Annotated in this window: 23 protein-coding genes; 7 read left to right on the top strand and 16 right to left on the bottom strand. The window is 63.2% G+C overall.

Going from position 1 to position 23,781, the window contains the following annotated elements:
- Positions 1 to 63 precede the first annotated feature (63 nt).
- From HYR72_10635 to HYR72_10625, 3 genes are all read right to left on the bottom strand, one after another.
- Positions 64 to 2,739 carry a glucosidase gene (locus HYR72_10635; GenBank protein ID MBI1815425.1) on the bottom strand — a complete coding sequence of 892 codons (2,676 nt, stop codon included), beginning with the start codon at positions 2,737 to 2,739 and terminating at the stop codon, positions 64 to 66.
- A gap of 25 nt (positions 2,740 to 2,764) precedes the next feature.
- Positions 2,765 to 3,757, bottom strand: a complete 993-nt coding sequence (locus HYR72_10630) for an SMP-30/gluconolactonase/LRE family protein (protein MBI1815424.1) — start codon at positions 3,755 to 3,757, stop codon at positions 2,765 to 2,767.
- A 756-nt stretch (positions 3,758 to 4,513) separates the two neighbouring features.
- The gene (locus HYR72_10625) at positions 4,514 to 5,395 is read right to left on the bottom strand and encodes a heme-binding protein (protein ID MBI1815423.1); all 882 of its coding nucleotides are present in this window, start codon (positions 5,393 to 5,395) and stop codon (positions 4,514 to 4,516) included.
- Between the two features lie 219 nt (positions 5,396 to 5,614).
- On the opposite strand from HYR72_10625, the gene HYR72_10620 reads away from it, so the two are divergent.
- Positions 5,615 to 7,780 carry a sigma 54-interacting transcriptional regulator gene (locus tag HYR72_10620; GenBank protein MBI1815422.1) on the top strand — a complete coding sequence of 722 codons (2,166 nt, stop codon included), beginning with the start codon at positions 5,615 to 5,617 and terminating at the stop codon, positions 7,778 to 7,780.
- Between the two features lie 280 nt (positions 7,781 to 8,060).
- Here the strand turns inward: HYR72_10620 and HYR72_10615 are convergent, their stop codons facing one another.
- The 12 genes from HYR72_10615 to HYR72_10560 all read right to left on the bottom strand — a co-directional run bounded on the left by HYR72_10615 (position 8,061) and on the right by HYR72_10560 (position 16,940).
- Entirely contained in the window at positions 8,061 to 8,651 is a 591-nt protein-coding gene (locus HYR72_10615; GenBank protein MBI1815421.1) for a molybdopterin-dependent oxidoreductase, read from the bottom strand.
- 97 nt (positions 8,652 to 8,748) lie between these two features.
- Positions 8,749 to 9,411, bottom strand: coding sequence for a cytochrome b/b6 domain-containing protein (locus HYR72_10610; GenBank protein ID MBI1815420.1), 663 nt, complete (start codon positions 9,409 to 9,411; stop codon positions 8,749 to 8,751).
- Positions 9,412 to 9,607: 196 nt separating this feature from the next.
- Positions 9,608 to 9,916, bottom strand: coding sequence for a hypothetical protein (locus HYR72_10605; protein ID MBI1815419.1), 309 nt, complete (start codon positions 9,914 to 9,916; stop codon positions 9,608 to 9,610).
- Positions 9,917 to 10,074: 158 nt separating this feature from the next.
- The gene (locus tag HYR72_10600) at positions 10,075 to 10,971 is read right to left on the bottom strand and encodes an alpha/beta hydrolase (protein ID MBI1815418.1); all 897 of its coding nucleotides are present in this window, start codon (positions 10,969 to 10,971) and stop codon (positions 10,075 to 10,077) included.
- Positions 10,972 to 11,526: 555 nt separating this feature from the next.
- On the bottom strand, positions 11,527 to 12,180 hold the full coding sequence (locus HYR72_10595; protein MBI1815417.1) for an MOSC N-terminal beta barrel domain-containing protein: 654 nt from the start codon (positions 12,178 to 12,180) through the stop codon (positions 11,527 to 11,529).
- A 9-nt stretch (positions 12,181 to 12,189) separates the two neighbouring features.
- Positions 12,190 to 12,618 carry a nuclear transport factor 2 family protein gene (locus tag HYR72_10590; GenBank protein MBI1815416.1) on the bottom strand — a complete coding sequence of 143 codons (429 nt, stop codon included), beginning with the start codon at positions 12,616 to 12,618 and terminating at the stop codon, positions 12,190 to 12,192.
- A gap of 167 nt (positions 12,619 to 12,785) precedes the next feature.
- Positions 12,786 to 13,295: a redoxin domain-containing protein gene (locus HYR72_10585; protein MBI1815415.1), complete on the bottom strand. Its 510-nt coding sequence runs from the start codon at positions 13,293 to 13,295 to the stop codon at positions 12,786 to 12,788.
- A 74-nt stretch (positions 13,296 to 13,369) separates the two neighbouring features.
- Positions 13,370 to 14,170 (bottom strand): hypothetical protein, encoded by an 801-nt coding sequence (locus tag HYR72_10580; protein MBI1815414.1) that lies wholly within the window; start codon positions 14,168 to 14,170, stop codon positions 13,370 to 13,372.
- A 215-nt stretch (positions 14,171 to 14,385) separates the two neighbouring features.
- On the bottom strand, positions 14,386 to 14,802 hold the full coding sequence (locus tag HYR72_10575) for a type II toxin-antitoxin system VapC family toxin (GenBank protein ID MBI1815413.1): 417 nt from the start codon (positions 14,800 to 14,802) through the stop codon (positions 14,386 to 14,388).
- Positions 14,799 to 15,041: a hypothetical protein gene (locus HYR72_10570; protein ID MBI1815412.1), complete on the bottom strand. Its 243-nt coding sequence runs from the start codon at positions 15,039 to 15,041 to the stop codon at positions 14,799 to 14,801. Before HYR72_10570 ends, HYR72_10575 begins: the two co-directional genes overlap by 4 nt.
- A gap of 42 nt (positions 15,042 to 15,083) precedes the next feature.
- On the bottom strand, positions 15,084 to 15,332 hold the full coding sequence (locus tag HYR72_10565; GenBank protein ID MBI1815411.1) for a zf-HC2 domain-containing protein: 249 nt from the start codon (positions 15,330 to 15,332) through the stop codon (positions 15,084 to 15,086).
- Positions 15,333 to 15,407: 75 nt separating this feature from the next.
- Positions 15,408 to 16,940, bottom strand: coding sequence for a mercuric reductase (locus HYR72_10560; GenBank protein MBI1815410.1), 1,533 nt, complete (start codon positions 16,938 to 16,940; stop codon positions 15,408 to 15,410).
- A gap of 218 nt (positions 16,941 to 17,158) precedes the next feature.
- On the opposite strand from HYR72_10560, the gene HYR72_10555 reads away from it, so the two are divergent.
- The 4 genes from HYR72_10555 to HYR72_10540 all read left to right on the top strand — a co-directional run bounded on the left by HYR72_10555 (position 17,159) and on the right by HYR72_10540 (position 21,671).
- On the top strand, positions 17,159 to 17,437 hold the full coding sequence (locus tag HYR72_10555; GenBank protein ID MBI1815409.1) for a hypothetical protein: 279 nt from the start codon (positions 17,159 to 17,161) through the stop codon (positions 17,435 to 17,437).
- Positions 17,438 to 17,539: 102 nt separating this feature from the next.
- The gene (locus tag HYR72_10550) at positions 17,540 to 18,469 is read left to right on the top strand and encodes a DUF692 domain-containing protein (protein ID MBI1815408.1); all 930 of its coding nucleotides are present in this window, start codon (positions 17,540 to 17,542) and stop codon (positions 18,467 to 18,469) included.
- Complete coding sequence (locus tag HYR72_10545) at positions 18,435 to 19,202, top strand: putative DNA-binding domain-containing protein (GenBank protein ID MBI1815407.1); 768 nt, start codon at positions 18,435 to 18,437, stop codon at positions 19,200 to 19,202. The genes HYR72_10550 and HYR72_10545 overlap by 35 nt, the downstream gene beginning before the upstream one ends.
- A gap of 123 nt (positions 19,203 to 19,325) precedes the next feature.
- Complete coding sequence (locus HYR72_10540; GenBank protein ID MBI1815406.1) at positions 19,326 to 21,671, top strand: MMPL family transporter; 2,346 nt, start codon at positions 19,326 to 19,328, stop codon at positions 21,669 to 21,671.
- 27 nt (positions 21,672 to 21,698) lie between these two features.
- Here the strand turns inward: HYR72_10540 and HYR72_10535 are convergent, their stop codons facing one another.
- Positions 21,699 to 22,112: a VOC family protein gene (locus tag HYR72_10535; protein ID MBI1815405.1), complete on the bottom strand. Its 414-nt coding sequence runs from the start codon at positions 22,110 to 22,112 to the stop codon at positions 21,699 to 21,701.
- An 86-nt stretch (positions 22,113 to 22,198) separates the two neighbouring features.
- Between HYR72_10535 and HYR72_10530 the strand changes: the two genes are divergently transcribed.
- Positions 22,199 to 22,552: a helix-turn-helix transcriptional regulator gene (locus tag HYR72_10530; protein MBI1815404.1), complete on the top strand. Its 354-nt coding sequence runs from the start codon at positions 22,199 to 22,201 to the stop codon at positions 22,550 to 22,552.
- 20 nt (positions 22,553 to 22,572) lie between these two features.
- Positions 22,573 to 23,655: an ACR3 family arsenite efflux transporter gene (gene arsB / locus HYR72_10525; GenBank protein ID MBI1815403.1), complete on the top strand. Its 1,083-nt coding sequence runs from the start codon at positions 22,573 to 22,575 to the stop codon at positions 23,653 to 23,655.
- Positions 23,656 to 23,781 lie beyond the last annotated feature (126 nt).

The following is a 23,781-nucleotide window of genomic DNA, read 5'->3' as shown; positions in this document are numbered from 1 at the left end:
GCAGCGGCGTCGTTCAGCACTTCGATGCTGACTGCGCACGAAGGTTTCGACCCCATCGCCTAGTCAGCCGGCTCGCGGCTGCAGCAGCTTCGCCACCAAGCCGGTCCAGCCGGTTTGGTGCGAGGCGCCGGTGCCGCGCCCGGTGTCGCCGTCGAAGTACTCGTGGAAGGGAACGTAGTCGCGGAAGTGCGGATCGTTCTGCAGCTTCTCGGCGCGCCCAAACACCGGCCGGCGGCCGTTGGCGTCGCGCAGAAAGATACGCGACAGGCGACGCGAGAGTTCGTCGGCAACTTCATTGATGGTGACGAAGTTCCCCGATCCGGTCGGACACTCCACCTTGAAATCATCGCTGTAGTAATAGTGAAACTTCCGCAGCGACTCGATGAGCAAGTAGTTCACCGGGAACCAGATCGGTCCGCGCCAGTTCGAGTTGCCGCCAAACAACCCCGAGGTTGACTCGGCCGGTTGGTAGCCGACCGAGAACGACTGACCGCCGAACGCGAGCGCGTACGGTTGGTCGCGATGCTGACGCGATAGTGAGCGGATGCCGTAGTCGGACAGAAACTCGGTTTCGTCTAGCATCCGTTTGAGCAAACACTTCATGCGGTGGCCACGCAGCAGCGAGAGCAGACGGCGGTCGCCGTGGCCGGGCTCCTGCCAACGCGACACCAGCCGCGCCAAATCCGGGCGGTAGTTCAGAAACCATTCGAGCCGCTTGCGGAACTCCGGTACCTTGTCGAGCAGCTCGGGATCGAGGGTCTCAACCGCAAACATCGGGATCAGACCAACCATCGAGCGCAGCCGCAATGGAATGAGCGTGTTGTCAGGGAGATTGAGTACGTCGTAGTAGAACTCATCCTGGTCGTCCCACAGATCGATGCCGCAGGCGTTGTTCATCGCCTCGGCGATTTGCAGAAAGTGCTCGAAGAATTTGGTGGCGATGTCTTCGTAGACGGGGTTGTGCTGCGCCAACTCGAGCGCGATGCGCATCAGATTGAGGCTGTACATCGCCATCCAGCTCGTGCCGTCCGACTGATTGATGTAGCCGCCGGTGGGCAGTGGCGCGCTGCGGTCGAAGACCCCGATGTTGTCGAGCCCGAGGAAGCCACCTTGAAAGATGTTGCGCCCGCCGGCGTCCTTGCGGTTCACCCACCACGTGAAGTTCAGCATCAACTTGTGAAAGACGCGTTCGAGGAAGCCGAGATCGCCGGCGTCACCGCGTTGCGTGCGGTCCATCTCGAAGACGCGCCACGTGGCCCACGCATGCACCGGCGGATTGACGTCGCCGAAGGCCCATTCGTATGCCGGCAGTTGGCCGTTGGGGTGCATGTACCACTCGCGCGTGAGCAACAGGAGTTGCGACTTGGCGAACTCCGGATCGACCAAGGCGAGCGAGATGCAATGGAACGCCAGGTCCCATGCGGCGTACCACGGGTACTCCCATTTGTCGGGCATCGAGATGATGTCGGCGTTGTTGAGATGCTGCCACTCGCTGTTGCGGCCGTGGCGACGCTCGGGCGGCGGCGCGGGTTGCGCCGGGTCGCCGGCCAGCCACACGGGCACATCGTAATAGAAGAACTGCTTGCTCCAGATCATTCCCGCAAACGCCTGGCGCTGAACACTGCGCGCATCCGCATCGGCGATGTCTTTCTGCAAGTCGGCGTAAAACTCATCGGCTTCGCGTTGTCGGTCGTCGAAGCACGCATCGAAGTCGTCGAAGGGGCGCGTCATCGGTTGCGCCGTCAAACGGACCCGGACCGACACCGCACCGCCCGCTGGCGCGGTCAAGGTGTAGTGAGCGGCGGCCTTGGTCCCGCGTTGCGCGGGATTCACTGCGGCCCGATCGCCGCCGACTACGCAGTCGTGAAAGGCGTCCTTGAAATGTCCAGCCGCGCCATTGCCACCGAACAGCCGCAGCGTGTTCGTTTCGTTGTCAGCGAACAACAGCTCTGGCGCGCCATCCGTATAGAGATAGTAGGTTCCAAGCTCCGCGTGGCGCGCCGCGGTCGTATTCTCTTGCACCAGACCAAGATCGGGCTTGGCGGAGACGCCATCCCACGTCCAGGCGTTGCGAAACCAGAGCTGCGGCAGCACGTGAATGTCCGCCGACTCCGGGCCGCGGTTGTGCGCGGTCACGCGCATCACCATGTCGTCGGGCCCGGCCTTGGCGTACTCGACGAACACATCGAAGTAACGATCGTCGTCGAAGACGCCGGTATCGATCAGCTCGAACTCCGGTTGATCTTTGCCGCGGCGGCGGTTCTCCTCCACCAGCCAGTGGTAGGGGAACTCGCGCTGCGGATACTTGTAGAGCAGCTTCAGATAGGAATGCGTCGGCGTGGCGTCGAGGTAGTAATAGAGTTCCTTCACGTCTTCGCCGTGGTTGCCCTCGCTGTTGGTCAAGCCGAACAGGCGCTCTTTCAAAATTGGATCGCGGCCATTCCATAGCGCCACGGCGAGGCACAGCCGCTGCTGGTTATCGCTGATACCGGCGATGCCGTCCTCGCCCCAGCGATAGGCGCGGCTGCGCGCGGCGTCGTGCGAGAGGTACTCCCAGGCGTTGCCGTGCGGGCTGTAGTCCTCGCGAACCGTGCCCCACTGGCGCTCGCTGAGGTACGGACCCCACTGCTTCCAACGGCGCTCGCCACGCGTGTCTTCGGCCAAGCGCTCGCGCTCGGCTAGCGCATTCGATGGCGGGCGGCGCGTTGTCGACGGGCGAGTGGTTTCAATGGTCTTCATGTTCGTGCCTCTCGTGTGCGGCTCATCACGGGCGGACTCCAGCAATGTTGAGCCGCATGCGATACAGAGCGCTGCGACCGCAGAGGTACAACGTCTTCGCGTCCTCATCGCCCCACGCCATGTTGTGCACGTGCTTCGGCGCAATGATGGTGCCGAGGTGCTTGCCGGCGGGCGACAGCACCCACAGTCCGCCCGGACCCGACACGTAGAGATTGCCCTGCTGATCGACCTTCACCCCGTCGAGCGCATCATCACCAGGAGCGCTGGTCATGTCGAAGAACACCTCGCCATTCGCCAGCGTACCGTCTGCCTTCACTTCGTAGCGCATGACCACCTTCTTCTGTTCATCCCAATCGGTGAGGTAGAAATACTTCTCATCGGGCGAGAAGGCGAGACCGTTGGGCCCCTTGAGATCTTTGCTGACCAGTTGCAGCTTGCCGTCGGCAATACGGAAGACGCCGCTGAACGGCAATTCCTTGCGTGGATCGTCGAAGAACTTTGGCAGCCCGAATGGCGGGTCGGTGAAGTACAGCGCGCCGTCGGACTTGTAGACGAGGTCGTTCGGACTGTTCAGCCGCTTGCCGTCGTAGCGATCCGCGAGCACGACGAGCTGGCCGTTCCTTTCGAGACGCGTGACGCGATGATTGCCGTGCTCGTTGATCGTCAGCCGCCCTTGCTTGTCGAGCGTGAGTCCATTCGATCCCGGCTGACCGTACTCGGCGATGTCGGCGCCGTCGTAGCCGCTGGGCTGGCGGAACACCGAGAGCTGTCCGTCCTTGCTGTACTTGTAGATGATGTTGCTGTTGGGATCGCTGAACAGCAGATACGCGCCGTCGCGCACCCAGATCGGACCTTCGGTGAATTTGAAGCCTTCGGCGAGTTTGAAGATCTTGGGATTGACACCGACGATGACATCGATCGCCGGATCGATGCGCACGACTTCGACATTGACTTCGCTCGGGATAATCGCCACCGGGCCGTGCGCGCCGGGATAGAATTCGAGCTTGGCGAAGCGCATGTAGATGAAGTTCGTCGGCGGATTGGACAACGGACCGTTGGCGCCGAACACGGCGAGTTGGATCTGTTGCCCGGGCCTCACGTTGCGGCCGACGACGAGACGGTTCGATGCGTTCCAGCCGCTGATGACGGATCCGCCCATCTGTCCAAGCGCGCGGGGCAACTCGCCATCGACCCACACTTCGGCATAGTCGTCCACGGAGGTCTCGAAGACGACGGTGGCGCCGGTTGGATTGTACTCACCGATCCGCTCGGGAACGGTGAGCTTGATCCGGTACCAGTTAAAGCACAGACGGCCGGCGCCGCGGCGCTCGCTCAGCGTGGTTGCGCCGATGGTCTCCCACTTGGAGTCGTCGAAATCCCCGCCACCGGCGTGCGGCGTGTAGTCGTAGGTTTTGATCGGGCTTCCCGTCGGCTGGCCGTCCGGCCCCGGCGCTTTGAAATCGACGTCGATGATCTTGGTGTCGCTGTAGCGCCACTCTCCGTTCACCAGCCTCGCGCCATCGACCGTCGCGAGATCGATGGTTGCGGCAGGCGATCCGGAAGGAACCGCAGCCGCATTCTGCGCGCGGACCGCGCCCGCACAGCCGACGACGATCGCCATGCCAAGCAACAAGCGATCACACGTCTTCATCTTCATCACCAATCCTTCTTGCTGTAGGGGCGACGCATGCGTCGCCCTCCGGCAACGCGCGGCGCAACGAGAAGAGGGCGAGGCATGCCTCGCCCCTACGCCGGATGCGACGCCAATCGCACATCAGCGAACCTTCACGACGTAGTACGTCAGCACACCCGGCACTTCACGGAACCAGTGCGGCGTCCCGTTGGGAACGATGATGACGTCGCCCTTCGCGATGTGGCGCGTGTCGCCGTCACGGATGCTGGCGCCGCGGATTTCGTCGGGCTCGGTGCTTTTGCCGTCGACGATGGTCCCGCCGGTTACGAACGTCGCGCCGCCGTCGAGCACGTAAATGATGTCGGTGTCCTTGGTGTGGATCTCGACCAGGCCCGGCTTGTCGCGGCGGCTGGCGTGCACCATGTAGTTACGGCCCGCGCCGTCGAACAACACGGCCCCCTTGGCGAAGGCTTGCGCCACCGCGTCTTTGTTGAAGAACGAAACTGCCGGCGGCACGCTCGCGCTAGCCGCCGTCATGAAACTCTTTGCAGCCGCAGCGCCGGCAATCGCCAGCTCCTCGTCCTGCGCGGCGCTGGCGGCGCCACTGACCCCGACGCCGCCGACGATCGCGCCGTCGACTTCGATCGGAATGCCCCCCTGCAGCGGCGTGAAGTCATTGAGCGCCGTCATCGCCGTCCGGCCCTTGTTGATGATGTCCTCGAAAACTTTCGTGGGCTTCTTGAATAGGACGGCGGTACGGGCCTTGCCGATGGAGATGTTGGCTCCGGCCGCAAAGGTACCGTCAAGCCGCGCCAACGCCATGAGGTTTCCGCCGTCGTCGACGACCGCGATCACACCGCCGGGCGCGTTGAGCTTCTTGGCCTCGGCCGTCGCGGCGGCGATGACCAAGTTGGCGCCATCCAGCGTGAGTCCCTTTCTCTCGATGATCTGCGCCGAAGCGCTCGCTCCGGCGATCAAGATCGTAAGCGGCAGCGCAATCAAGCGATATACGGACGACGTCATGGTCGCAATCCTCCGCCACCTTCGATGCATCCGGGGCCGCGGGGTTTCGCGCTACGTCGAGATGATGGATCGAGAACGTCCGAGCAGCGGCACAGACGCTCTCCGGAATTCGAGCGGTCTACCAATGGCAGACAACGTGATTTTGTTGTGTGATAGACGCTGCTTGCATCAACACAACGACCCGGTCAGAATGCGCCCGTTCAAGAACCATTCGTACGTATGGCCCACGAGCACTCCCCGCCACTGCGCGCGCTACACGTCGATCGCGCCCAACGCCCGATCACGATTGATGAGACGAATCGTCAGCCTGAATTGCCTCAGGATACGTTGGCGGCGCTGCTGGGCATCAGCCAAGCATTGAGTAAGCACCGCGATCGCGAAGGGCTCTTCGGGGCGATCGCTGAAGAGATGGAGGGGCTGCTGCCTGCCGAGCGGCTCATCGTCCTGGTTCCCGACTCGCAGGGAGCCGCAGTCAGCGTTTACGCCGTGCACGGTGTGGTGAAGTTGTTCGAGGGTGAGCGCATTCCGGAAGAATCGGTCGCGGCATGGGTTGTTCAGTACCGGCAGCCGATGGTGGTGTCGTCGCCGGAGCAAGTCCGCGAGAGTTTCCCGACGACTTACCAAAGGCTCGTCGAAGAGGGTATGCAGTCGCTTGTCGTCCTGCCGCTGCTGGTGCAGGACCGCTGCCTCGGTGCACTCGGATTTATGGCGCGCGCCACGGGGGCCTTTGAAAGCTGTCCCCAGCGTTTGCTCGACGAGATCGCAAACTCGGTGGCGATCGCGCTCGACAGCTGCCTTGCGTTTGAGCAGCTTGATCGCCTGGATCAGGAGCGCAAGGCGCTGCTCAAGGTCAACGCCGCCGTCGGCCGTCACCTCGAGCGGGACGAACTCTTCGGCGCCATGGCCGTGTGCTTGCGGGATTTGGTGCCGACCGAGCGCTTCGGCATTGAGCTTCCCATTGAGGGCGACCGACTCCAGGGGCATCTTCTCACACCGCGGAGCGCGCACGCAGAACCGACACATCCCACGGTGCTGCCGGCAGCTGGAACCGCCTGCGATTGGGTCCTGCGGCATCGTCAGTGGGTCGTGACCTCCTCGCGGGACGAACTGCGGGAACGCTTTCCCATCACGTTCCGGGTCATGAGCGAGGGGGGCATGGAATCGCTGTGCGCGATGCCGCTGGTGAGCGGCGAACGCTGCCCGGGCGTGCTCTTCTTCATGGCTGCGCGGAAAGGGGCCTACGAGGGCTTGCGCCGCGATTTTCTCGAACAGGTGGCTGGCGCTGTGGCGGTGGCTCTGGACGACTGTCTCGCACACGAGGAAGTCCGACAGCTGCGCGATCGGTTGGCGGCGGAGAATGTGTACCTGCAGGAGGAAATTCTGCAGGACCACAACTTTCGCGAGATTGTCGGCGGCAGTCAGCAACTGCGACAGGTGCTGTCGCTGGTCGAGACCGTAGCGCCGACGAGTTCGACGGTGCTGATTCTGGGCGAGACGGGGACCGGCAAAGAGCTCATCGCACGGGCGATCCACGATCGCAGCCCGAGACGCGAGCGGCCGCTGGTCAAAGTGAACTGCTCGGCGATCCCGGCGGGACTCGTGGAAAGCGAGCTGTTCGGTCACGTCAAAGGTGCGTTCACCGGCGCGATGACGGCGCGGAGTGGTCGCTTCGAGCTGGCGGACGGAGGGACCATCTTCCTAGACGAGATCGGGGAGCTGGCGCCGGAGACGCAAGTGAAGCTCCTGCGCGTGTTGCAAGAGCGCGAGTTCGAGCCGGTCGGTAGCAACCAGACGCGACGGGTGGATGTCCGTGTGATCGCAGCGACGAATCGTGACCTCCAGCAGGCGGTGGCGCAAGGTCGGTTCCGCTCAGATCTGTTCTTCCGTGTAAACGTGTTGCCGATCCGCGTGCCGGCGCTGCGCGAGCGCCGGGAGGACATTCCGCTCTTGGTGCATTTCTTCGTCGAGCGTTTCGCGCGGGAGATGACTAAGCACATCGACGGGGTATCGCAACGAGCCATGGAGCAACTGATGGCCTACGACTGGCCTGGTAACGTCCGCGAGCTGCAGAACATCATCGAGCGCAGCATGGTGTTGACGAGTGGACCCATGCTCGAACTCGGACCGGATTTTGTGGTCGCCGCTCCAAGCGATCAACGCTCAGCCCCCCAGTCACCCGCCGCCATCGCGCCGGACCCCAAGACATCTGAACTCCGTAGCCTCGACGAGGTAGGCAAGCAGCACATTCTGTCGATCCTCGAACGCTGCAGCTGGGTCATCGAAGGCCCGAACGGCGCCGCGCGCCTCCTCGGACTGCAGCCGAGCACATTGCGCAGCCGCCTCAAGAAGCTGGGGCTGCAGGCACCTTCCTCATCCACCCGCTGAGTCAAAACGGCTGTGGCCGGAATGGAGCATGCCAGCCGATTGCGGCGCCCATCGGATAGGGCGCTCTCCCCACAGCGCCTTCGCGTCCTTCGGGCCGCACGTGTCGAAGCCTTCGCTGAACCAGGCGTAGGGAGCGCCGCTCGCCTCGCGGCCCAACGCGCGAGCCTTGGCGACCAGCAAAGCTGCTAAGTCGGCATCAGCACTGACACCTGCGCCGCCGGCAGCACCTTACGACCCAAAAAGGGCGAGCCGCGAGACACGCCCGGCCTTAGACATGAATCTACACGCCCCCAAACCATTCGTAGCCTTGATCTTCCCAGTATCCGCCGCTGCGGTCTGGGAGGAAATTAACCTCGGTGAGGTACTTGACCATTTTGTAGCCGAGCTTCACCGCCGAGTAGAGGCGCAACGGCGCGCCGTGATCGGGATAAAGGTCGCCGCCGTTCATACCGTAAGCGAGAATGGTCTGCTTGTGGAGGGCGCTCTCGCGATCCCATGACGACCAATACCCGGCGTCAAACGAGCGGAACTCGACGTAACGCGCTCGGGGATCAACGCCGACCGCCTCGGCGATGTCGCAGAGGCGCACACCGTGCCACGAAGCGACCGCGGACCAGCCTTCCACGCAGTGGTGTCGAAGGCGCAGGTTCGTTCGTGTCATCCCGCGCAACTGGTCGAGCGACAACGCGACGGGGTTGGCAACCAGTCCGCCGATCTTCAGCACCCAATCATCTGGTGCGACCGGCATACTGGGAGAGATGAAGTAGCTTGGAAAGTCCTCATCCTCGGTCATGTCGGCCGCACTGGGTTCGGGAGCCAGGCGCTCTCGAGAAAACGCAAAGCGATCCACACGCTCGTTCCAGCGCCCCATGACGCGAAGAAAGGTCGATCGAGCTCTCAGCCCCTCAATCGCCGCGAGTACCGAGCCTGCGGCGATTGCGGTCACAACGGCGCGACGTGTGATCTGGCTAGCCACGGCGGCCTCCTGTCAGCATGTCGAGAATGGCGCGCGGGTGCAGCGCGACCATGACGAGGTGAGCGGCGGTGAACAGCACCAGGAGAACGAGCCCCATCAGATGGACGGCGCGCGCCCCGTCGTAGCCGCCGAATAGGGCTGCGAGCCAGTGGAGCTGCACGGGTTTGTAGATGGCCAAGCCCGAGAGCACCTCGACAAGTCCGAGCCCGATGGCGGAGCTGTACGCCAGGCGTTGCAGCCCGTTGTAGAAGTCGACCGCTGGCGGCTCGGCACGCAGCCGCAGATAGTATCCGATCATGCGCAACGCATTCCATGTATCGCGCTGCGGCAGGAAGGCACGCCGCCGCCACTCGCCGCGTGTACAGACGTAGAGCAGATAGATGACAGCATTTCCGACAAGCAACCAGGCGAGCGCGAAGTGCCAATGGCGGGCACTGCCCAGCCATCCACCGAAGCGCACCCAGGCCGGGGGCGGCACTTCTTGGAACGGATACCACTCGTACAACTCTCCGCGCGGTCCCAGCGCCGGATATGCCTTGAAGATTTGCAGGCCGCTCCCGGCCATGAAGATAAGTAGCGGAACGTTTGCCCAGTGCGCGAAACGAATCAGAAGTGGTTGGAGGCGCCCCCTCTTCCGGGCAGCTTGGTCGGTCATTGCCATTGAACCACCGTTTTCTCTGCCGTCGATCTTCGGCGGGGTTCGGACCACGCTCGAGTATGCTGCGCCTCGGCTGGCTTCGGGTTCTACCACTCTTCCGATTGCGCGGAAACGAAGTCGAGCGAGTCCTTCAGTGCCGGCAAGAGTCGGGCGACGTGCCTGACCCGCAAGCCGGCGGACACTGCTGCCTTCGCTATTTCTCCATCCCCATCGCTTTGCCACCACCCATCATCTTGCCGTCCATCATCATCATCTGACCGTCCTTCATGTGCATCTCTTTACCGTCCTTCATCATCACCTTCCCGTCCATCATGACCTTGGTGCCGTCGGACATCGTCATTTCCTTTTCCATCGCCCCGGCGACCTTACCGTCCTTCATCATCATCATCTTCCCGTCCTTCATCATGACGCCGTCCATACTGGCGGCCTGAAGCCCACCGGCTAGGAACAGAACGGATACGAGGGTTACGGCTACGAATGTGACAACGCGGTGCTTGGTCATTGGCAGATCCTCCGTTTGCAGTAGTGGTGGAGAGAACGAACCACGTAGGAACCTCCGGAGCGTGTGCGGGGCGGTGGTCCACGCCCGCCTTGGAGGTGCCGCGATGCCGTATTGTGCATTGACCGCTGGGCACCCGCCCCTACCTGAGCATTTGGTCGCTACGCTGTCTTCCGCATCGCCACAGTGCGGGGAGCTGGCGACATCTTCTCGTCGTAGAAGCGCCGAATGTTGCTTACGATCGCGTCAAGGCAGTCTTCAACCGCGAAGTGTCCGGAGTCGAGCCGGTGCATTTCGGCGTTGGGCAGGTCTTTCAGGTATGCATCTCCACCCTCGGGGGTGAAGAAGATGTCGTTCTGTCCCCAGAAGATCAGCGTCTTTGGCTGACGGTCGCGCAGGAACTTCTGCCAAGCTGGGTACAGATCGACGTTCGTCCGGTAGTCGTAGAAGAGGTCGAGCTGTACGCGGCGTGCGTTCGGACGCTCCATGAATCGGAAGTCCATGTTCCAGTTGTCGGGGCTGATCAGCTCAGGCCGCTGGTGCCCGTGGAGGTACACCATTTTGATGCCATCGAGTGCGAGAAACGGCATCAGCGGCTCTTCGGTTTCGGGACCGCGCTTCTTCCACAGGGCGTGACGGATCCCATCCCACGCCGACGTGAAGCCGACTTCGTAGGCGTTGGTGTTTTGCAGGACAAGCCACTCGGCCCATTCAGGATGGCGGCCGACGATCCGGAAGCCAATGGGGCCTCCGTAATCCTGCATGAAGAGGCCGAAGCGGTCGAAGCCAATCTGCGCTAGCAGGCCTTCCACGACCTCGGCGAGCTTGTCGAAGGTGTACGGGAATTGGGCCGGGTCGGGCATGTCGGTGTTGCCGAATCCCGGGTAGTCGGGCGAGATGACGTGGAACTTGTCGGCGAGAGCCGGGATCAGATTGCGGAACTGGTGCGAGGACGCCGGGAAACCTCCCAGCAGCACCAGCTTTGGAGAGTTGCGGTTTCCTGCCTCGCGGTAGAACACCGAAAGGCCATTTATGGTTGCTGTCCTGTGTTGAATCATAAGTTGCTCCTTTGTGCTGTGATGCCCGGACGCTGGAATAGTTTCATCAAGGGGCTTCGCAGCACCTTTTGTATGACCACGTCCTCGCATCGAGGGCGTTCGGGGCTCAACACAAAATCCTTGCTGACAAATTCCAGGTAGTTTCCGCCGTGACAACCCGGTACACCCTGGAACGCCCAAGCCATTGACGCAGACCGCATCGAGGGTCCGCGCGGGCTTTCCTTCAATAACATCGTCATCCAGTTCGTCGCCGAAGGAGACATTGCCCATCCGACCGACGCCGCATTCGTCAGGGATTTGTGCGGCTCGGGCACCGCGCAAGTGCTGTCGATGGTTGAAACCGTGGCCCGGACGGGTTCGACGGTACCAATCCTGGAGAGACAGGGACCGGCAAGGAGCTGAGCAACAGCAGCTCGGTCATCTTGTTAGCAAGATGCTCGCGAGCCTCGTCGCGAGCGAGGACCAGGCTCGCACCGTCTGCCGGGTCTGCGACTACGGAGTCTGTCCTGACGAGGTGTGCCCTGTCGCGCGTGCTCTTTCCTCCTGAAGGGGCGTTCACTGAGGCGAATGATCGAGAAGTTCGACCGCATCGCCGACCGACAGCGTGCCGCCGCGCAGCACGGAGCAATTGAGCGCGAGCGCGCCGCCGAACTCGCGGTGGATGTGCTTGAGCACCTCGACATCCTGATCGAGGGTGTCAGGGTCGAAGGTCGTCATGATGCAACGCTGCCGCAGATCCTGCACGCCGATGACGACAGTGCCCATGCGCAGGACGCGCCCTTCCCACCCGCGCTCGGCCAGACCCGGAACACCACCGACGACGATATTGGGACGCAGGCGGCGACGGTCGTAGCCGAACGCCGCGATCGCGCCGTCGGTGGCCACCAGGAGCGGCAAGATGTCGAAGCGTTCGGTGCCGTCGAAATGAACCAGCCGCGTCCCATCGCCCGCCGCCGCGACAACGTCGCGCGCGACTTCGGCGCTCCTCCACGGTCGCCCATCGACGAGTGGTTCGCCGTTGGCGTCGAGCCGCCCCTGATGACCGAGGAGCCCTGGTCGGTTGCGGGAGGTTACGGTGCGTCCCGACATGTCGTTACGCACCTGGACGACTCGATCGCCGCGGATGCCGTCGGCCTGAATCTCCGCGGTGCGCAGTGGTTCGCCGGCCATCGACTTCACCGGATAGCGCCAGAGTTCAGCAACCCACATGACTGCTCCTCACTGGACCGTTGGCGCCCGATAGCGCCGATCGCATTCCTGAATCGGAATGTCGTTGGCGCTCATGTCGCGGCGCCGCATGAGGCCGTCGCCGTCGAATTCCCAATGCTCGTTGCCGTGGGTGCGGAACCATTGATCGGTATCGGCGTCGCGCCACTCGTACTCGAAGCGCACGGAGATGCGGTTGCCGGTAAACGTCCACAATTCTTTCATCAGACGGTAGTCGAGCTCCTTGGTCCACTTGCGGTGCAAGAAGGATTTGATCGCCGCGCGCCCGACGAAAAATTCCGTGCGATTGCGCCACTGCGAATCTTCACTGTAGGCCCGCGCGACGACTTCCGGATCGCGTGTATTCCAGGCGTCCTCCGCCGCCTGCACCTTGGCGCGGGCCGTGGCGGCGGTGAACGGCGGACGAATTGGTGGTGGCATCTTCTTCACTCCTACGGTGGCGGCGCGCCGCGTATCGCGTGAGGCGTGAGCGGTCTCAAGCCGACGACTCTCGCGTCGCGAATGAAGGTCATGGGTATCAAGCAATCCCGATGACGACGGCGCGATCAACGACAGCGGTGCGGACAATTCATCGCCAGCGGCTTCCGTCAATCCTCGGATAGCAGCGACTGAATCTCGTGCTCAGTCTCGGCATAGGCGCCCTCACCAACGTGCACATGTCGGAGGATGCCTCGCTTGTCGATCAGATACCAAGTCGGCCAGGCGGTGGTCGCGTAGCGCTTCCAGGTGGTGAAGTCGCCATCGATCGCGATCGGATACTGAATGTCGTGATCGTGAAGGTAGCGCTCGACGTTCGCGACGTCGCGTTCGTAGGCGGTTTCCGGTGTGTGCACACCGATGACCGTCAACCCACGCTCAGCGTACTGCCGGTGCCACTCCTTCACGTGGGGCTCGACGTTACGGCAGTTGTAACAACCGAAGGTCCAGAAGTGGATCAGCGCCACGCGCCCCTTCAGTTCGGCGATGCTCTTGGGTGTCGAGTTGAGCCAACGGCTCGCCGCAATCTCGGGAGCCGGCATGCCGACATCCGCGGCGGCGGAAAGTGGAATGATCGCCGACATGAACACGGCTGCGATCACCACCATTCGCTGGAACACGTTTGCGCTCATCCTGCCAATTCGATCATGACCTGCAAACACGCATTCGCGTCCGCGAGTTCCCGCGCTCGGCGTTACTGTAGCGGGTAGGGACTCAGCACGAAGTCTTTGCTCACAAACGCCCGGTAGTCTGCGCCGTGACAGCCCGTACACACCGGCACGCCCAATCCATTGGCGAACGCTGACGTGCCGTAGCCCTCGTACCAATACCACCCTGACCCACCGGCACTGTCGGCCCGCGCCTTGATCTCGACCGCCCAGCCTTCGGGTTGCGTATCGTCACTCGATCCGTACAGTTCCTTGACCAGCGCTGCGCCCGTCGGGTGCGCGGCGTTCCCTGCGGCGAGGGATTGCAAGACGATGTCGTTCAAGAAGGTCCGCACGAATCCCCCGTGCGGTCCACCTGACGCATGAATCGACGACTCCGCCGTCCATTGCCGATACCTTCCGGCCTGCAGCCACGGCGGCAGGGCCGAGCCGGTTGGCGGAACGAGATCGTCGGGTCCGGTCGGTGTGGCGGTTGGAGTAGTCGTGGGCGACAGCGTTGGGCGCGTTGATGTCGGCGTTGGTGTCGGTGCGTTCAGCGGTGGGCAACTACTCAACGCGACGTCGACGGCTGCGATCAACTCGTCGACCGTGACGCTCTGGTCGCCGTCAACGTCGGCGTTGCGGCAGTTGCTGAGCGGACCACCGAGCGCGATGCCAACGCTGGTAATCAATTCGTCGACGGTCACGGCGTTGTCGTCATCGCAGTCGCCAATACAGCCCGCGGTGGCGGGACCCGGAACGAGAAGCAGCACGACGCCCAATGCGACGCAGACCAGCCACGACAGAACGGGCATGCGGGCGATGGGAACCGAGTACATATTCTTCACCGATCGGGATCTACTTGAACGCGTCAGCGCCGGCGCGGGCGATGTCTTCGTCGATTTGCGGCGTGTTGCCACTCACTCAATAGCACCAATCACTTTGCCGTCAGCAACACGTGCCCACGGTCGTCAACAACAGCAATCACCACCAATTGGTTCCTCGTTTTCGCGTCCGCCGCGACGGTCTCGCGATCGGATGCTTGCGCGGGCAGGAGGAGCGGTCACGAGGGGAGGCGACCTTGGATGGCGTCGTCGAGGGAGCGGCAGAGTTTGGGAAAAGCAGCGAGCAGAGCCTTGTCGTCGGTGACGAGCACCGTGTTGAGTGCGTCGGCCAGCGCCACAAATTCGCAATCGTAGGCGGAGCATTTGGAGCGGGTGACCAAGCCCAGCACGGCCTCGTCGGCCACTACGTGCTCACCGCCAAGCAGGGAGCTCGCGGCATGGCGCACCGCGCGTTCGGCCTCTGCGACCGACAGGCGGCCCGAGCGGATATAACCCGCCAGGACATTCCGGAACTCCGATCGCCACAGCAGCGGTGCCGCCCACTCCATATCGAGTCGGGCCAATGCCTCTGTCGCGCTCGCCCTGCGACCGGGCAGCCAATGGTAGGCGAGTACGTTGGTATCGACGACGATCACGCGCGACCTATACGCTTGAGCGCATCGATCTCGGCGGGCCGGGCTTTGAACTTGAGGGAATCTCGGAAGCGCTTCGCGTTGGCCAACATCGCCTCGACGTCGACGCGGCGAGAGGGTGCGACGGCTTCCTCCAGCACCGCGATCACTTCCTGATTGAGGCTCCGCTTGTGCCGCGAGGCGCGGGTCTTAAGGGCGCGATGCAACGAAGGAGACAATGCTTTGAGTGTAATGGCAGCCATAACGCAACCAATATGGTTGCCGCGCTTTGAAATGTCAAACTGTCAGCCACGCTGTTTTGCGTGAGCCGCGACGATCGCTTGCACCAGTTCCTCGGGCACATCGGCACTGGCTGAGTCGTCGGACGCCGTCGCGGCCGCTCGACCGAGCGCGATGGTCTCACGATAACTCTGCAGATACGCCACGCACTCCGGACACGCGGCGAGGTGCGCTTCGAAGGTGGCAAGCACCGGCGACGGCAGGTCGCCTTCGACGTAGTCGATGATGAGCTCAGTTAATTCCTTGCAAGTCATGATGCAGTTCCAGGGCAACGCTGCTTAGGTGCATCGGTGCGCAAGTAGTTACCATCTCGATCACCGTCGATACCCTTAGCGCGTCCAGGCCAGCCAACGCTGGAACAAGCGTTTGACGAACGGCGTCAGTCGCGTGCGGTTGTAGGCGTCGCCGAGTTTGCGGATGGCCTCGGCTTGGGTTGGATACGGATGAATCACGTTGGCGATGGTGCCGAGGCCGATCTTGCCGACGATCGCCAGGGTGATCTCGTTGATCATCTCTCCGGCATGCCGCGCCACCACCGTCGCGCCCAATATCTGGTCCGTGCCCTTCTTAACGTGAACCTTCGCAAACCCGTCCTCGTCCCCGTCGGCGACCGCGCGATCGACTTCGCGCAGCGGCATGATGAACGTGTCGACCGCAATCCCCCGCTGCGTCGCATCGCGCTCGTACATCCCGACATGCGCGATCTCCGGGTCGGTGTAGGTACACCACGGCATCACCAGACCGCTGAGCTTCTTGCGGCCGAAGAACAGCGTGTTCTGAATCACGATGCGGGCGGCAAAGTCCGCGGCGTGGGTGAACTTGGTGTCCATGCAGATGTCGCCGGCCGCGTAGATGCGTGGATTGGTGGTCTGTAAATTGTCGTTCACCTCGATGCCGCGCTTGCTGTATTTCACGCCCACGCCTTCGAGGTTGAGTCCCTCGACGTTGGGCGCGCGCCCGACGCCGACGAGGATCTCATCGACGGCCAAGGTCTCCGTGGTGTTGCCATTGGTGAGATGGAGGATCTTGTCGTTTCCCGCGCGGGTCACGCTCGCCAGCCCAGTGTTGAGCTTCACGTGAATGCCTTCGCGCTGGAAGGTGTCGGCGAGGATCTTGGCGGCGTCAGGATCTTCGCGGACGAGGAACTGCGGCGCCATCTCGATGATCGTGACCTCTGACCCCAAGCGCCGAAACGCTTGCGACAACTCGCAGCCGATGGGCCCGCCGCCAATCACCGCCAAGCGGCGCGGCAGCTCGGTCAGGTTGAATATCGTCTCGTTGGTGAGGAAACCGGTTGCGGCCAATCCCTCCACCGGTGGATGAACTGCGCGCGCGCCCGAAGCGATCACCGTTCGCTTGAAGCGCAGCGTCTTGCCATCGACTTCGACCGTGTCGGGGCCGCTGAAGCGAGCCTGGCCGAGGAAGACGTCGATGCCGAGTTCGCGCTGAAACCGGTCGACCGAATCGTGGTGGCTGATCTGCGCGCGCAGTTTGCGCATGCGCGCCATCACCGCGGCGAAGTCGGCCTGCGCGCCAGGAGGGACGGCGATGCCGAGCTGCGCCGCATCACGCAGCTCGCCGATGACCCGCGAGGAACGAATCACGCACTTCGAGGGCACGCAGCCGACGTTGAGGCAATCGCCACCAAGATGATGCCGTTCGATCAGCGCGACCTTGGCCCCGAGGGCGGCGGCGCCCGCCGCGGTCACCAATCCGGCGGTGCCGGCGCCGATCACCACGAGATTGTAGCGCGGCGCCGGTTCGGGGTTCGGTCGGTCGGCCGGGTGCACGTTGGCCACTAACGTCCGGTTGTGCGCATCCATCGGCGACACGGCGACCGGCTCGGGCATCGACTCGCTCATAGTTGTCCTCGCTTCAGCACGAGGTGATAGCGGTCCACTGCGTCAATCAGCAAACGGTCGGCATCGGCGTCGAGCGTGGGTCGATTCTGGACCATGTCGATTCGATGCCGCCCCTAGGGGCAGGTTTCACTGCGATCCCATGAAACGCGCACGCAAGCTCGGCATCTCAACCCGCGAACGACACTCAAACGCGCACAACGCGCAGAAGGAGATTACATATGGCAACACGTTCGAACACCGGCAAGGTACTCTTGGCTTCCGCCGTCGCGGGGATTCTGGCGCTGGGCGCCGTCGGCACGGTGCAAGCCGCCGAAGGCGAGGGCGCCAAAGTGAAATGCTACGGCGCCAACAAGTGCAAGGGTCAGGGCGGGTGCGCCGGCGCCGGTCATGCCTGCGCCGGCAAGAACGCCTGCAAGGGCCAAGGCTTCTCCGAGGTCGAGAGCAAGGACGCGTGTCTCAAGATGGAAGGCGGGCGGCTGACGCCAGACAAGGGCTGAGGTCGTGACGCGTGACTGGTGGTTGGTGACTGGTCGGGCACTTCGTGTCGCCACTCACCAACACCAGTCGCTCCGTCATCACGCGCCTCGACCAGTGAGGGAATGACCAACTTCTCCCACCTCGGCTTCGGCGTCGGCCTCCGGAGTGAACACTACGCCGACGTGTTGAGCGGTCCCACCCGCATCGATTGGTTCGAGGCGATCAGCGAGAACTACATGGATACCGGCGGCCGCCCGCTGCATGTGCTGGAGCAGGTTCGGCGCGATCATCCCGTCGCTTTGCACGGCGTCGCGCTCTCCATCGGCGGTACCGATCCGATCGACGCGCGATACCTGGGTAACCTGCGCAGGTTGATCGATCGCATCGAGCCGGCGCTGGTGACCGATCACTTGTGCTGGACCGGCGTCGATGGCCGCAGCCTCTACGACTTGCTGCCGCTGTCCTACACCGAGGAAGCGCTCGCGCATGTCGTGCGCCGCCTCAGCGCTGTGCAAGATGCGCTCGGCCGCCGCATCGCGCTCGAAAATCCGTCGACGTACATCGCCTATCGCCATTCGACGATCAGCGAGTGGGAGTTCCTCGCCGCTCTCGCCGAGCAAGCCGATTGCGGCATCTTGCTCGACGTCAACAACGTCTACGTCAGCGCCTACAATCTCGGTTTCGATCCGTTGCGCTATCTCGACGCGTTACCGCCCGAGCGCATTGCGCAGATTCATCTTGCCGGCTTCACCGACATGGGCACGTACCTGTTCGACACCCATAGCGCGCCCGTGAGTGATGACGTGTGGGCGCTGTACGCGCATGCCGTGCGACGCTTCGGCGCCGTGTCGACGCTGGTCGAGTGGGATGCCGAGATTCCTTCGTTCGACCGCTTGCGCGCCGAAGCGGAACGAGCCCGACTGATTGCGGAGACAACCAATGACCCTCACCGAGAGTTCGCCACCGACTTTGCACGAGGATCGGCGCTGCGCCTCGCTCCGCGAATTGCAGAGATCAATGGCGTCGCTGATCTTGCATCCCGAGCGGCTTGAGCACGAGGCGCCGGCGCTCGCGCTCGCCGCAGTGCCGCGCGGCACGATCACTGAGCGCCTGCACGTCTACCTCGACGGCTATCCGGCGCGCCTGCACGACGCCCTCGTCGAGACGTTTCCCGCAGTCGCTCACATGATCGGTCATGGGGCGATGACGCATCTGACGCGCCGGTACCTCGGCGCGCTGTCGCTGGAATCGTACAATCTCAACGATGCGGGCGCCGAGCTGCCGGCGTTTCTGCGCGCGGATGAATTGACGACACAACTTCCCTTCCTGGCGGATCTCGCGGAACTCGAATGGGACATCGCTTGTGCGTTCCACGCGCATGACGAGTCGCCGCTAGACCCCAGCGTGTTGACATCATGGACGCTCGACGACTGGGAAGGCGCGCGTCTGCGCTTCCAACCTTCCGTCGCCTTGGTGTGCTCGCCGTGGCCGATTCGTGAACTCTGGGAAGCGCGCGAAACCCCGATCGAAGCCATCGCGCTGGATGTGCACGATCGGCCAGATCGCGTGCTGGTGTACCGCACGGGTCTGGCCGAGTGCTGCGAGTCCGTGGATAGCGCCGAAGCCGCAGCGCTGGAATCGCTCTTGGACGGCCACACGCTCGCCGCCGTCACCGCGCATCTGGCCGCGCACGGCCACGATCCCGCCGCCGTCTCGGCATGGTTCACGCGCTGGATGAGCCAGGGAATGATCCGCGGCTGCGATCGCGGCGTGCGCGACGAGTAGAGCTGAGTTCATCGCGGTGCGCGAGGCTTGCGCATCGGGCGCAACATTGTGCTAACTCCCTTGCGCCGTGACCCGATTCGCCACCGCGATTGCAGCGCTGCGTCACTCTCGTCAGGGGACGCCATGACCGAAGCCGCACCCGACCGGCTGTCGCGTTTCTTCGCCTTCGTCATCGCCAAACGCTGGTGGGTGTTGGCGCTGTATGCAGTGCTGGTGCCGCCGAGCGCGTACTTCGCGGCGCAGGTCGGGCAGGACAACTCGATCGACCGACTCATCGTCGCCACCGACCCCGACTTCATCGCCACGCGGCAGTTCGAGCAGGTCTTCGGCTCCGGCGAGTTCGCGCTCCTCATCATCGAAGCCGACGACCCGTTGTCGCCCGCGGTGATCGCCCGAGTCGACGCCATCGAGCACGCGCTGCAACCGATCGCGCGCGTGCACGCCAACTCCGCACTCTCGGTGTTCCGCCGCGCCAAGGCCGGGTTCCAACCCACCTCCGAACAGATTGAAGCGTTCCGCCAATTCGCGACCGGCACGGATCTCTTTCGACATCAAGGATTGCTCGGCGATCACTATCTTGCCGTCGGGCTGGTGCTCGAAGTCAGCAGCGCCGAGGACCGCTTACAGACGCTCGCCGCCATCGAGCGAGCCATTGCGAGCGTTGGCCGCAACCCGGCTGGGCCAGCTGGGATGGATTTGCACGAACTCGGCCAGCCCTACGTCAACGTCTACCTCGACGAGACGCAACGCGGTGCTTGGAAATACTTCGTGCTCTTCGTCGCCTTCGTCATTGTGCTCAACATCTCGTCGTATCGCTCGCCGCGCACGCTCGCGGCGTTCCTCATCACGCTCGGCGTGTGTCTGGCCGTATCGCTGGGATACGTCGGGATCACCGGCGGCACGCTGACGATCGTCTCGCCGATGGTGCCGATGACCATTCTCGTCACCGCCACGGCGACGCTGGTGTACCTGCACTCGCGTTTCGTCGACCGGCCGGCGGAGCGCTCGGTCGCCGCGCACCAAGTGTTCGCGCTCACCAACAAATTCGTCGCCTGCACCGCATCGATCTTCGCCACTGCCGTTGGCTTCGCTGCATTGCTGGTCTCCGACATCCGACCGATTCGCGAGATGGGGGCCTGGGTAGCTGTGGGACTCGGGTTCACTTGGATCATCGTGTTCACGCTGTTTCCCGCGCTGCAGACCGTGCTCAAGACGCCGACGCAGCAGGAGCGGCGCGCCGCCGGTGCGTGGTTCATCCGTGTGGCGAACTGGTTGCCGCGTTTCACATATCGTTGGCGCTGGCCGCTGGTCGGATCGTCGCTGCTCTTGAGCGCGCTCGGCGCCATCGCGTTGTTCGGAGCGCCCGGGATCGTAGCGCCGCTGCGCATCCTCACCGATCCGGTCGAGTACATGGACCACGACTCGCCGCTGTATCGGGACATTCGCCGGCTCGGCAATGTGATCCCCGGCTTGTCGATCACCCAAGTGTGGTTGAAGGGTGGCGTCGGCAGCATGTCCGAACCAGCGGTGCTCAACGGCCTGCACGACTTTCAGCAAACGCTCGAACACGATCCGGACATCGGCGCGGCCGTCGGCCCGACCACGATTCTGCGCATCATCCGCTACATCGGCGGTGCCGGCGATGACTGGCCGACCAATGCCGAAGAGCTTAATCAGTTGGCCGGCGACCTCGAGGGTATGGCGTCAACCGAACCGATGCTGCAGCGCTTCGTGCAAGCTCATGGACTGTCGCAGGCGCAGCTCACCGTGATCTCGCGCACGGCGGAGCACGAAGGCTTTGAGCGTCTCGCCGTGTCCATCCGACGACACTGGGCCGACGCGGTCGCGCGCAATCCGGCGCTAAAGGAGTTGGAGCTGAAGACGGTCGGGCTAACGCCGTTGCACGCCAAGATGGCGCAAGGCTTGGTGCCGACGCTGGTGGAAAGCTTCGGGCTCACGGTGATGATCATCTTCGCCGCATTCCTCGTCGTGTTCCGCAACGGCGCGGCACGTCTGATGGCGATGATCCCGTCGATCTTCGCCATCCTGGTGATGTTCCTGGTCATGCGGCTGACCGGACTGACGCTCAACATCGCCACCATCCTGATCGCCTCGACCGTGCTCGGCACCTCCGAGAACGATCAGATTCATTTTTTCTACCACTTCCTCGAACGGCGACGTGACGGCACGGTAGAGCAGGCGCTGCAGCACACCTTGCTGATTGCCGGCCGCGCGATTTTCTTCGCCACGATGATCAACGCCGGCGGTTTCCTCGCATTCGGCCTCGCCGATCTACCGCCGATGCGCCAGTTCGGTGTACTCGCCGCTCTCGCCTTCGTGCTGTCGATGGTCGCCGACTTCACTGCCTTGCCAGCGGCGTTGTGGATCTTGTTTCGCGCCAAGCCCGATGCGGCAACGACGCCAAGCCGCACCGCCGAGGCACAGGCGCGCTCTGCACCTCGGCGGTGACTCGCGAAGAGACGACGGCGATTCCTCTCAACCTCCTGCCGGCGCGCAGGATGAGGCGGGTCCACACGCCGGCGCACCGGCATCAGCTAGGACTGTGTAGATTTCCCACGGCCGATTGTCCGGCCCGTCGACCCAGAACTTGTCCTGCAGCGCGTAGCAACAGGTGACGCCTGGTTCGTGGCGTAGCGCGAATCCGGCGCCGCCGAGACGCGCGGCTTCGGTGGCGACTTCGCCCGTCGATTCGACCTCGACCCCGACATGATTGAGCGTACCGGGTTCGCCCACACCTTCGATCAGCACGAGTTTGAGCGGTGGATCGGCGACCACGAAGTTCGCGTACTGCGGCCGCCGCTTCGCCGGCTCGACACCAAAGAGCTGGCGATAGAACGCGACCGCTTCATCGACGTTGCTCACGTTGAGCGCCAATTGCATACGAGACATTGCCATGACCTCCTTCTGAAGTGATTTGCTTGTATCGATACTCATCGATATTGCGCCTTACATCGATCCGTGTCAATATAGCCAGCATGAAAAATCGATCGGCTAGCACGCAATGCTGCCCGCCCGTTCTTCACGCGAAGTTGGCCGCCGATGACGCCGCTCAGTTGGCGCAGGCCTTCAAAGCCATCGCTGACCCGGCGCGATTGCGTTTGCTCAGCTTCATTGCCGCGCAACCGTCCGGCGAGGCCTGCGTCTGCCATCTCAACAAGCCGCTCGACCTCGCGCAGCCGACCGTGAGCCATCACTTGCGGGTGCTGTTCGAGGCCGGCCTGTTGGAACGCGAGCGGCGTGGCACGTGGGTGTACTACCGCATCGTTTCGAAGCGGCTGGCGGCGTTACGCGCCGCGCTGGCGCCGCCGGCACGCCGGAGCCGCGCGTGAGCGCAATCGAACCCACGACGTTGCCGACCGCATTGGTCTCTGCGCAATTGCCGAAACGCCTGAACGTGTTCGAGCGCTACCTCAGCGCTTGGGTCGCCCTCTGTATCCTCGCCGGCGTGACGTTAGGGAGATTCGCGCCGGGGATGGTGAGCGCGCTGCGCCAGCTCGAGTTCGGCCGCGGCAGCCAGGTCAACGTACCGATCGCGGTGCTGATCTGGCTCATGATCGTCCCCATGATGATGAAGGTGGACTTCACCGCGCTGCGCAACGTCGGCAAGCGCCCGCGCGGGCTGCTGGTGACGTTGTTCGTGAACTGGTTGGTGAAACCGTTCTCGATGGCGTTCATCGCGTGGCTATTCTTCCGTCACGTCTTTGCGGCGTGGATTCCGCCGGCCGAAGCGGCCCAGTACATCGCCGGCTGCATCATTCTGGCGGCGGCTCCGTGCACCGCCATGGTGTTCGTGTGGAGCCATCTCACCGACGGCGATCCCGCCTACACGCTGGTGCAGGTATCGCTCAACGATCTGATCATGCTGTTCCTGTTCGCCCCCATCGTCCGCTTCTTGGTGAGCGGGGCGTCCTCGCTCGCCGTTCCATTTCAGGTACTCTTCTATTCCGTGGTGGCGTTCATCGTCATTCCGTTGCTGCTGGGGATGGTGCTGCGCCGCGGGTTCACCCACCGGCACGGCGCCGACTGGTTCGAAACCGTGCTGTTGCCGCAACTGGCCCCGGTCACGGTGATCGCGTTGCTGGCGACGTTGGTGCTGATCTTCGCGTTCCAGGCGGACAATCTCTCCACCAAGTTCATCCACGTCGCGCTGATCGCCGTGCCGATTCTCCTACAGGTCTACTTCAACGCCTCGCTGGCGTACGGACTGATGCGGCTGCTGCGCGTGCCCTACGTGGTGGCGGCGCCCGGCGCGTTGATCGGTGCCAGCAACTTCTTCGAGTTGGCGGTGGCGACAGCCATCGTGCTGTTCGGAGCGGGTTCAGGCGCGGCACTCGCAACCGTGGTCGGGGTTCTGGTCGAAGTGCCGGTCATGCTGTCGGTGTGTTCGGTGTGCAACCGCACGCGCCATTGGTTCCCCACTGACGTCGGCTGAGGTCAAGGACTGTGAACAGGGAGGCCCTCGATGCGTTCGCTCGGCTGACTACTCGGGCAAACGGAAATTGAAATGGTGTGAGAAGGAACCGTTTCCCCGAGTAGCAGCCCCGAGTAGAAGCCGAAG

The sequence above is a fragment of the Deltaproteobacteria bacterium genome (assembly GCA_016178705.1).
Classification (GTDB): domain Bacteria; phylum Desulfobacterota; class Binatia; order HRBIN30; family JACQVA1; genus JACOST01.
This window is presented reverse-complemented; position numbering and strand designations above follow the sequence as displayed.

Bases quoted from the DNA above. Each gene is read 5' to 3' on its own strand.
- HYR72_10550 (MBI1815408.1), top strand. From the start codon at position 17,540: ATGACCAACTTCTCCCACCTCGGCTTCGGCGTCGGCCTCCGGAGTGAA.
- HYR72_10595 (MBI1815417.1), bottom strand. From the start codon at position 12,180: ATGTGGGTTGCTGAACTCTGGCGCTATCCGGTGAAGTCGATGGCCGGC.
- HYR72_10570 (MBI1815412.1), bottom strand. From the start codon at position 15,041: ATGGCTGCCATTACACTCAAAGCATTGTCTCCTTCGTTGCATCGCGCC.
- HYR72_10530 (MBI1815404.1), top strand. From the start codon at position 22,199: ATGAAAAATCGATCGGCTAGCACGCAATGCTGCCCGCCCGTTCTTCAC.
- HYR72_10540 (MBI1815406.1), top strand. From the start codon at position 19,326: ATGACCGAAGCCGCACCCGACCGGCTGTCGCGTTTCTTCGCCTTCGTC.
- HYR72_10610 (MBI1815420.1), bottom strand. From the start codon at position 9,411: ATGACCGACCAAGCTGCCCGGAAGAGGGGGCGCCTCCAACCACTTCTG.
- HYR72_10605 (MBI1815419.1), bottom strand. From the start codon at position 9,916: ATGACCAAGCACCGCGTTGTCACATTCGTAGCCGTAACCCTCGTATCC.
- HYR72_10590 (MBI1815416.1), bottom strand. From the start codon at position 12,618: ATGCCACCACCAATTCGTCCGCCGTTCACCGCCGCCACGGCCCGCGCC.
- HYR72_10635 (MBI1815425.1), bottom strand. From the start codon at position 2,739: ATGAAGACCATTGAAACCACTCGCCCGTCGACAACGCGCCGCCCGCCA.
- HYR72_10555 (MBI1815409.1), top strand. From the start codon at position 17,159: ATGGCAACACGTTCGAACACCGGCAAGGTACTCTTGGCTTCCGCCGTC.
- HYR72_10545 (MBI1815407.1), top strand. From the start codon at position 18,435: ATGGCGTCGCTGATCTTGCATCCCGAGCGGCTTGAGCACGAGGCGCCG.
- HYR72_10620 (MBI1815422.1), top strand. From the start codon at position 5,615: ATGGCCCACGAGCACTCCCCGCCACTGCGCGCGCTACACGTCGATCGC.
- HYR72_10535 (MBI1815405.1), bottom strand. From the start codon at position 22,112: ATGTCTCGTATGCAATTGGCGCTCAACGTGAGCAACGTCGATGAAGCG.
- HYR72_10615 (MBI1815421.1), bottom strand. From the start codon at position 8,651: ATGGGGCGCTGGAACGAGCGTGTGGATCGCTTTGCGTTTTCTCGAGAG.
- HYR72_10565 (MBI1815411.1), bottom strand. From the start codon at position 15,332: ATGACTTGCAAGGAATTAACTGAGCTCATCATCGACTACGTCGAAGGC.
- HYR72_10630 (MBI1815424.1), bottom strand. From the start codon at position 3,757: ATGCGCTTCGCCAAGCTCGAATTCTATCCCGGCGCGCACGGCCCGGTG.
- HYR72_10600 (MBI1815418.1), bottom strand. From the start codon at position 10,971: ATGATTCAACACAGGACAGCAACCATAAATGGCCTTTCGGTGTTCTAC.
- HYR72_10560 (MBI1815410.1), bottom strand. From the start codon at position 16,940: ATGAGCGAGTCGATGCCCGAGCCGGTCGCCGTGTCGCCGATGGATGCG.
- HYR72_10625 (MBI1815423.1), bottom strand. From the start codon at position 5,395: ATGACGTCGTCCGTATATCGCTTGATTGCGCTGCCGCTTACGATCTTG.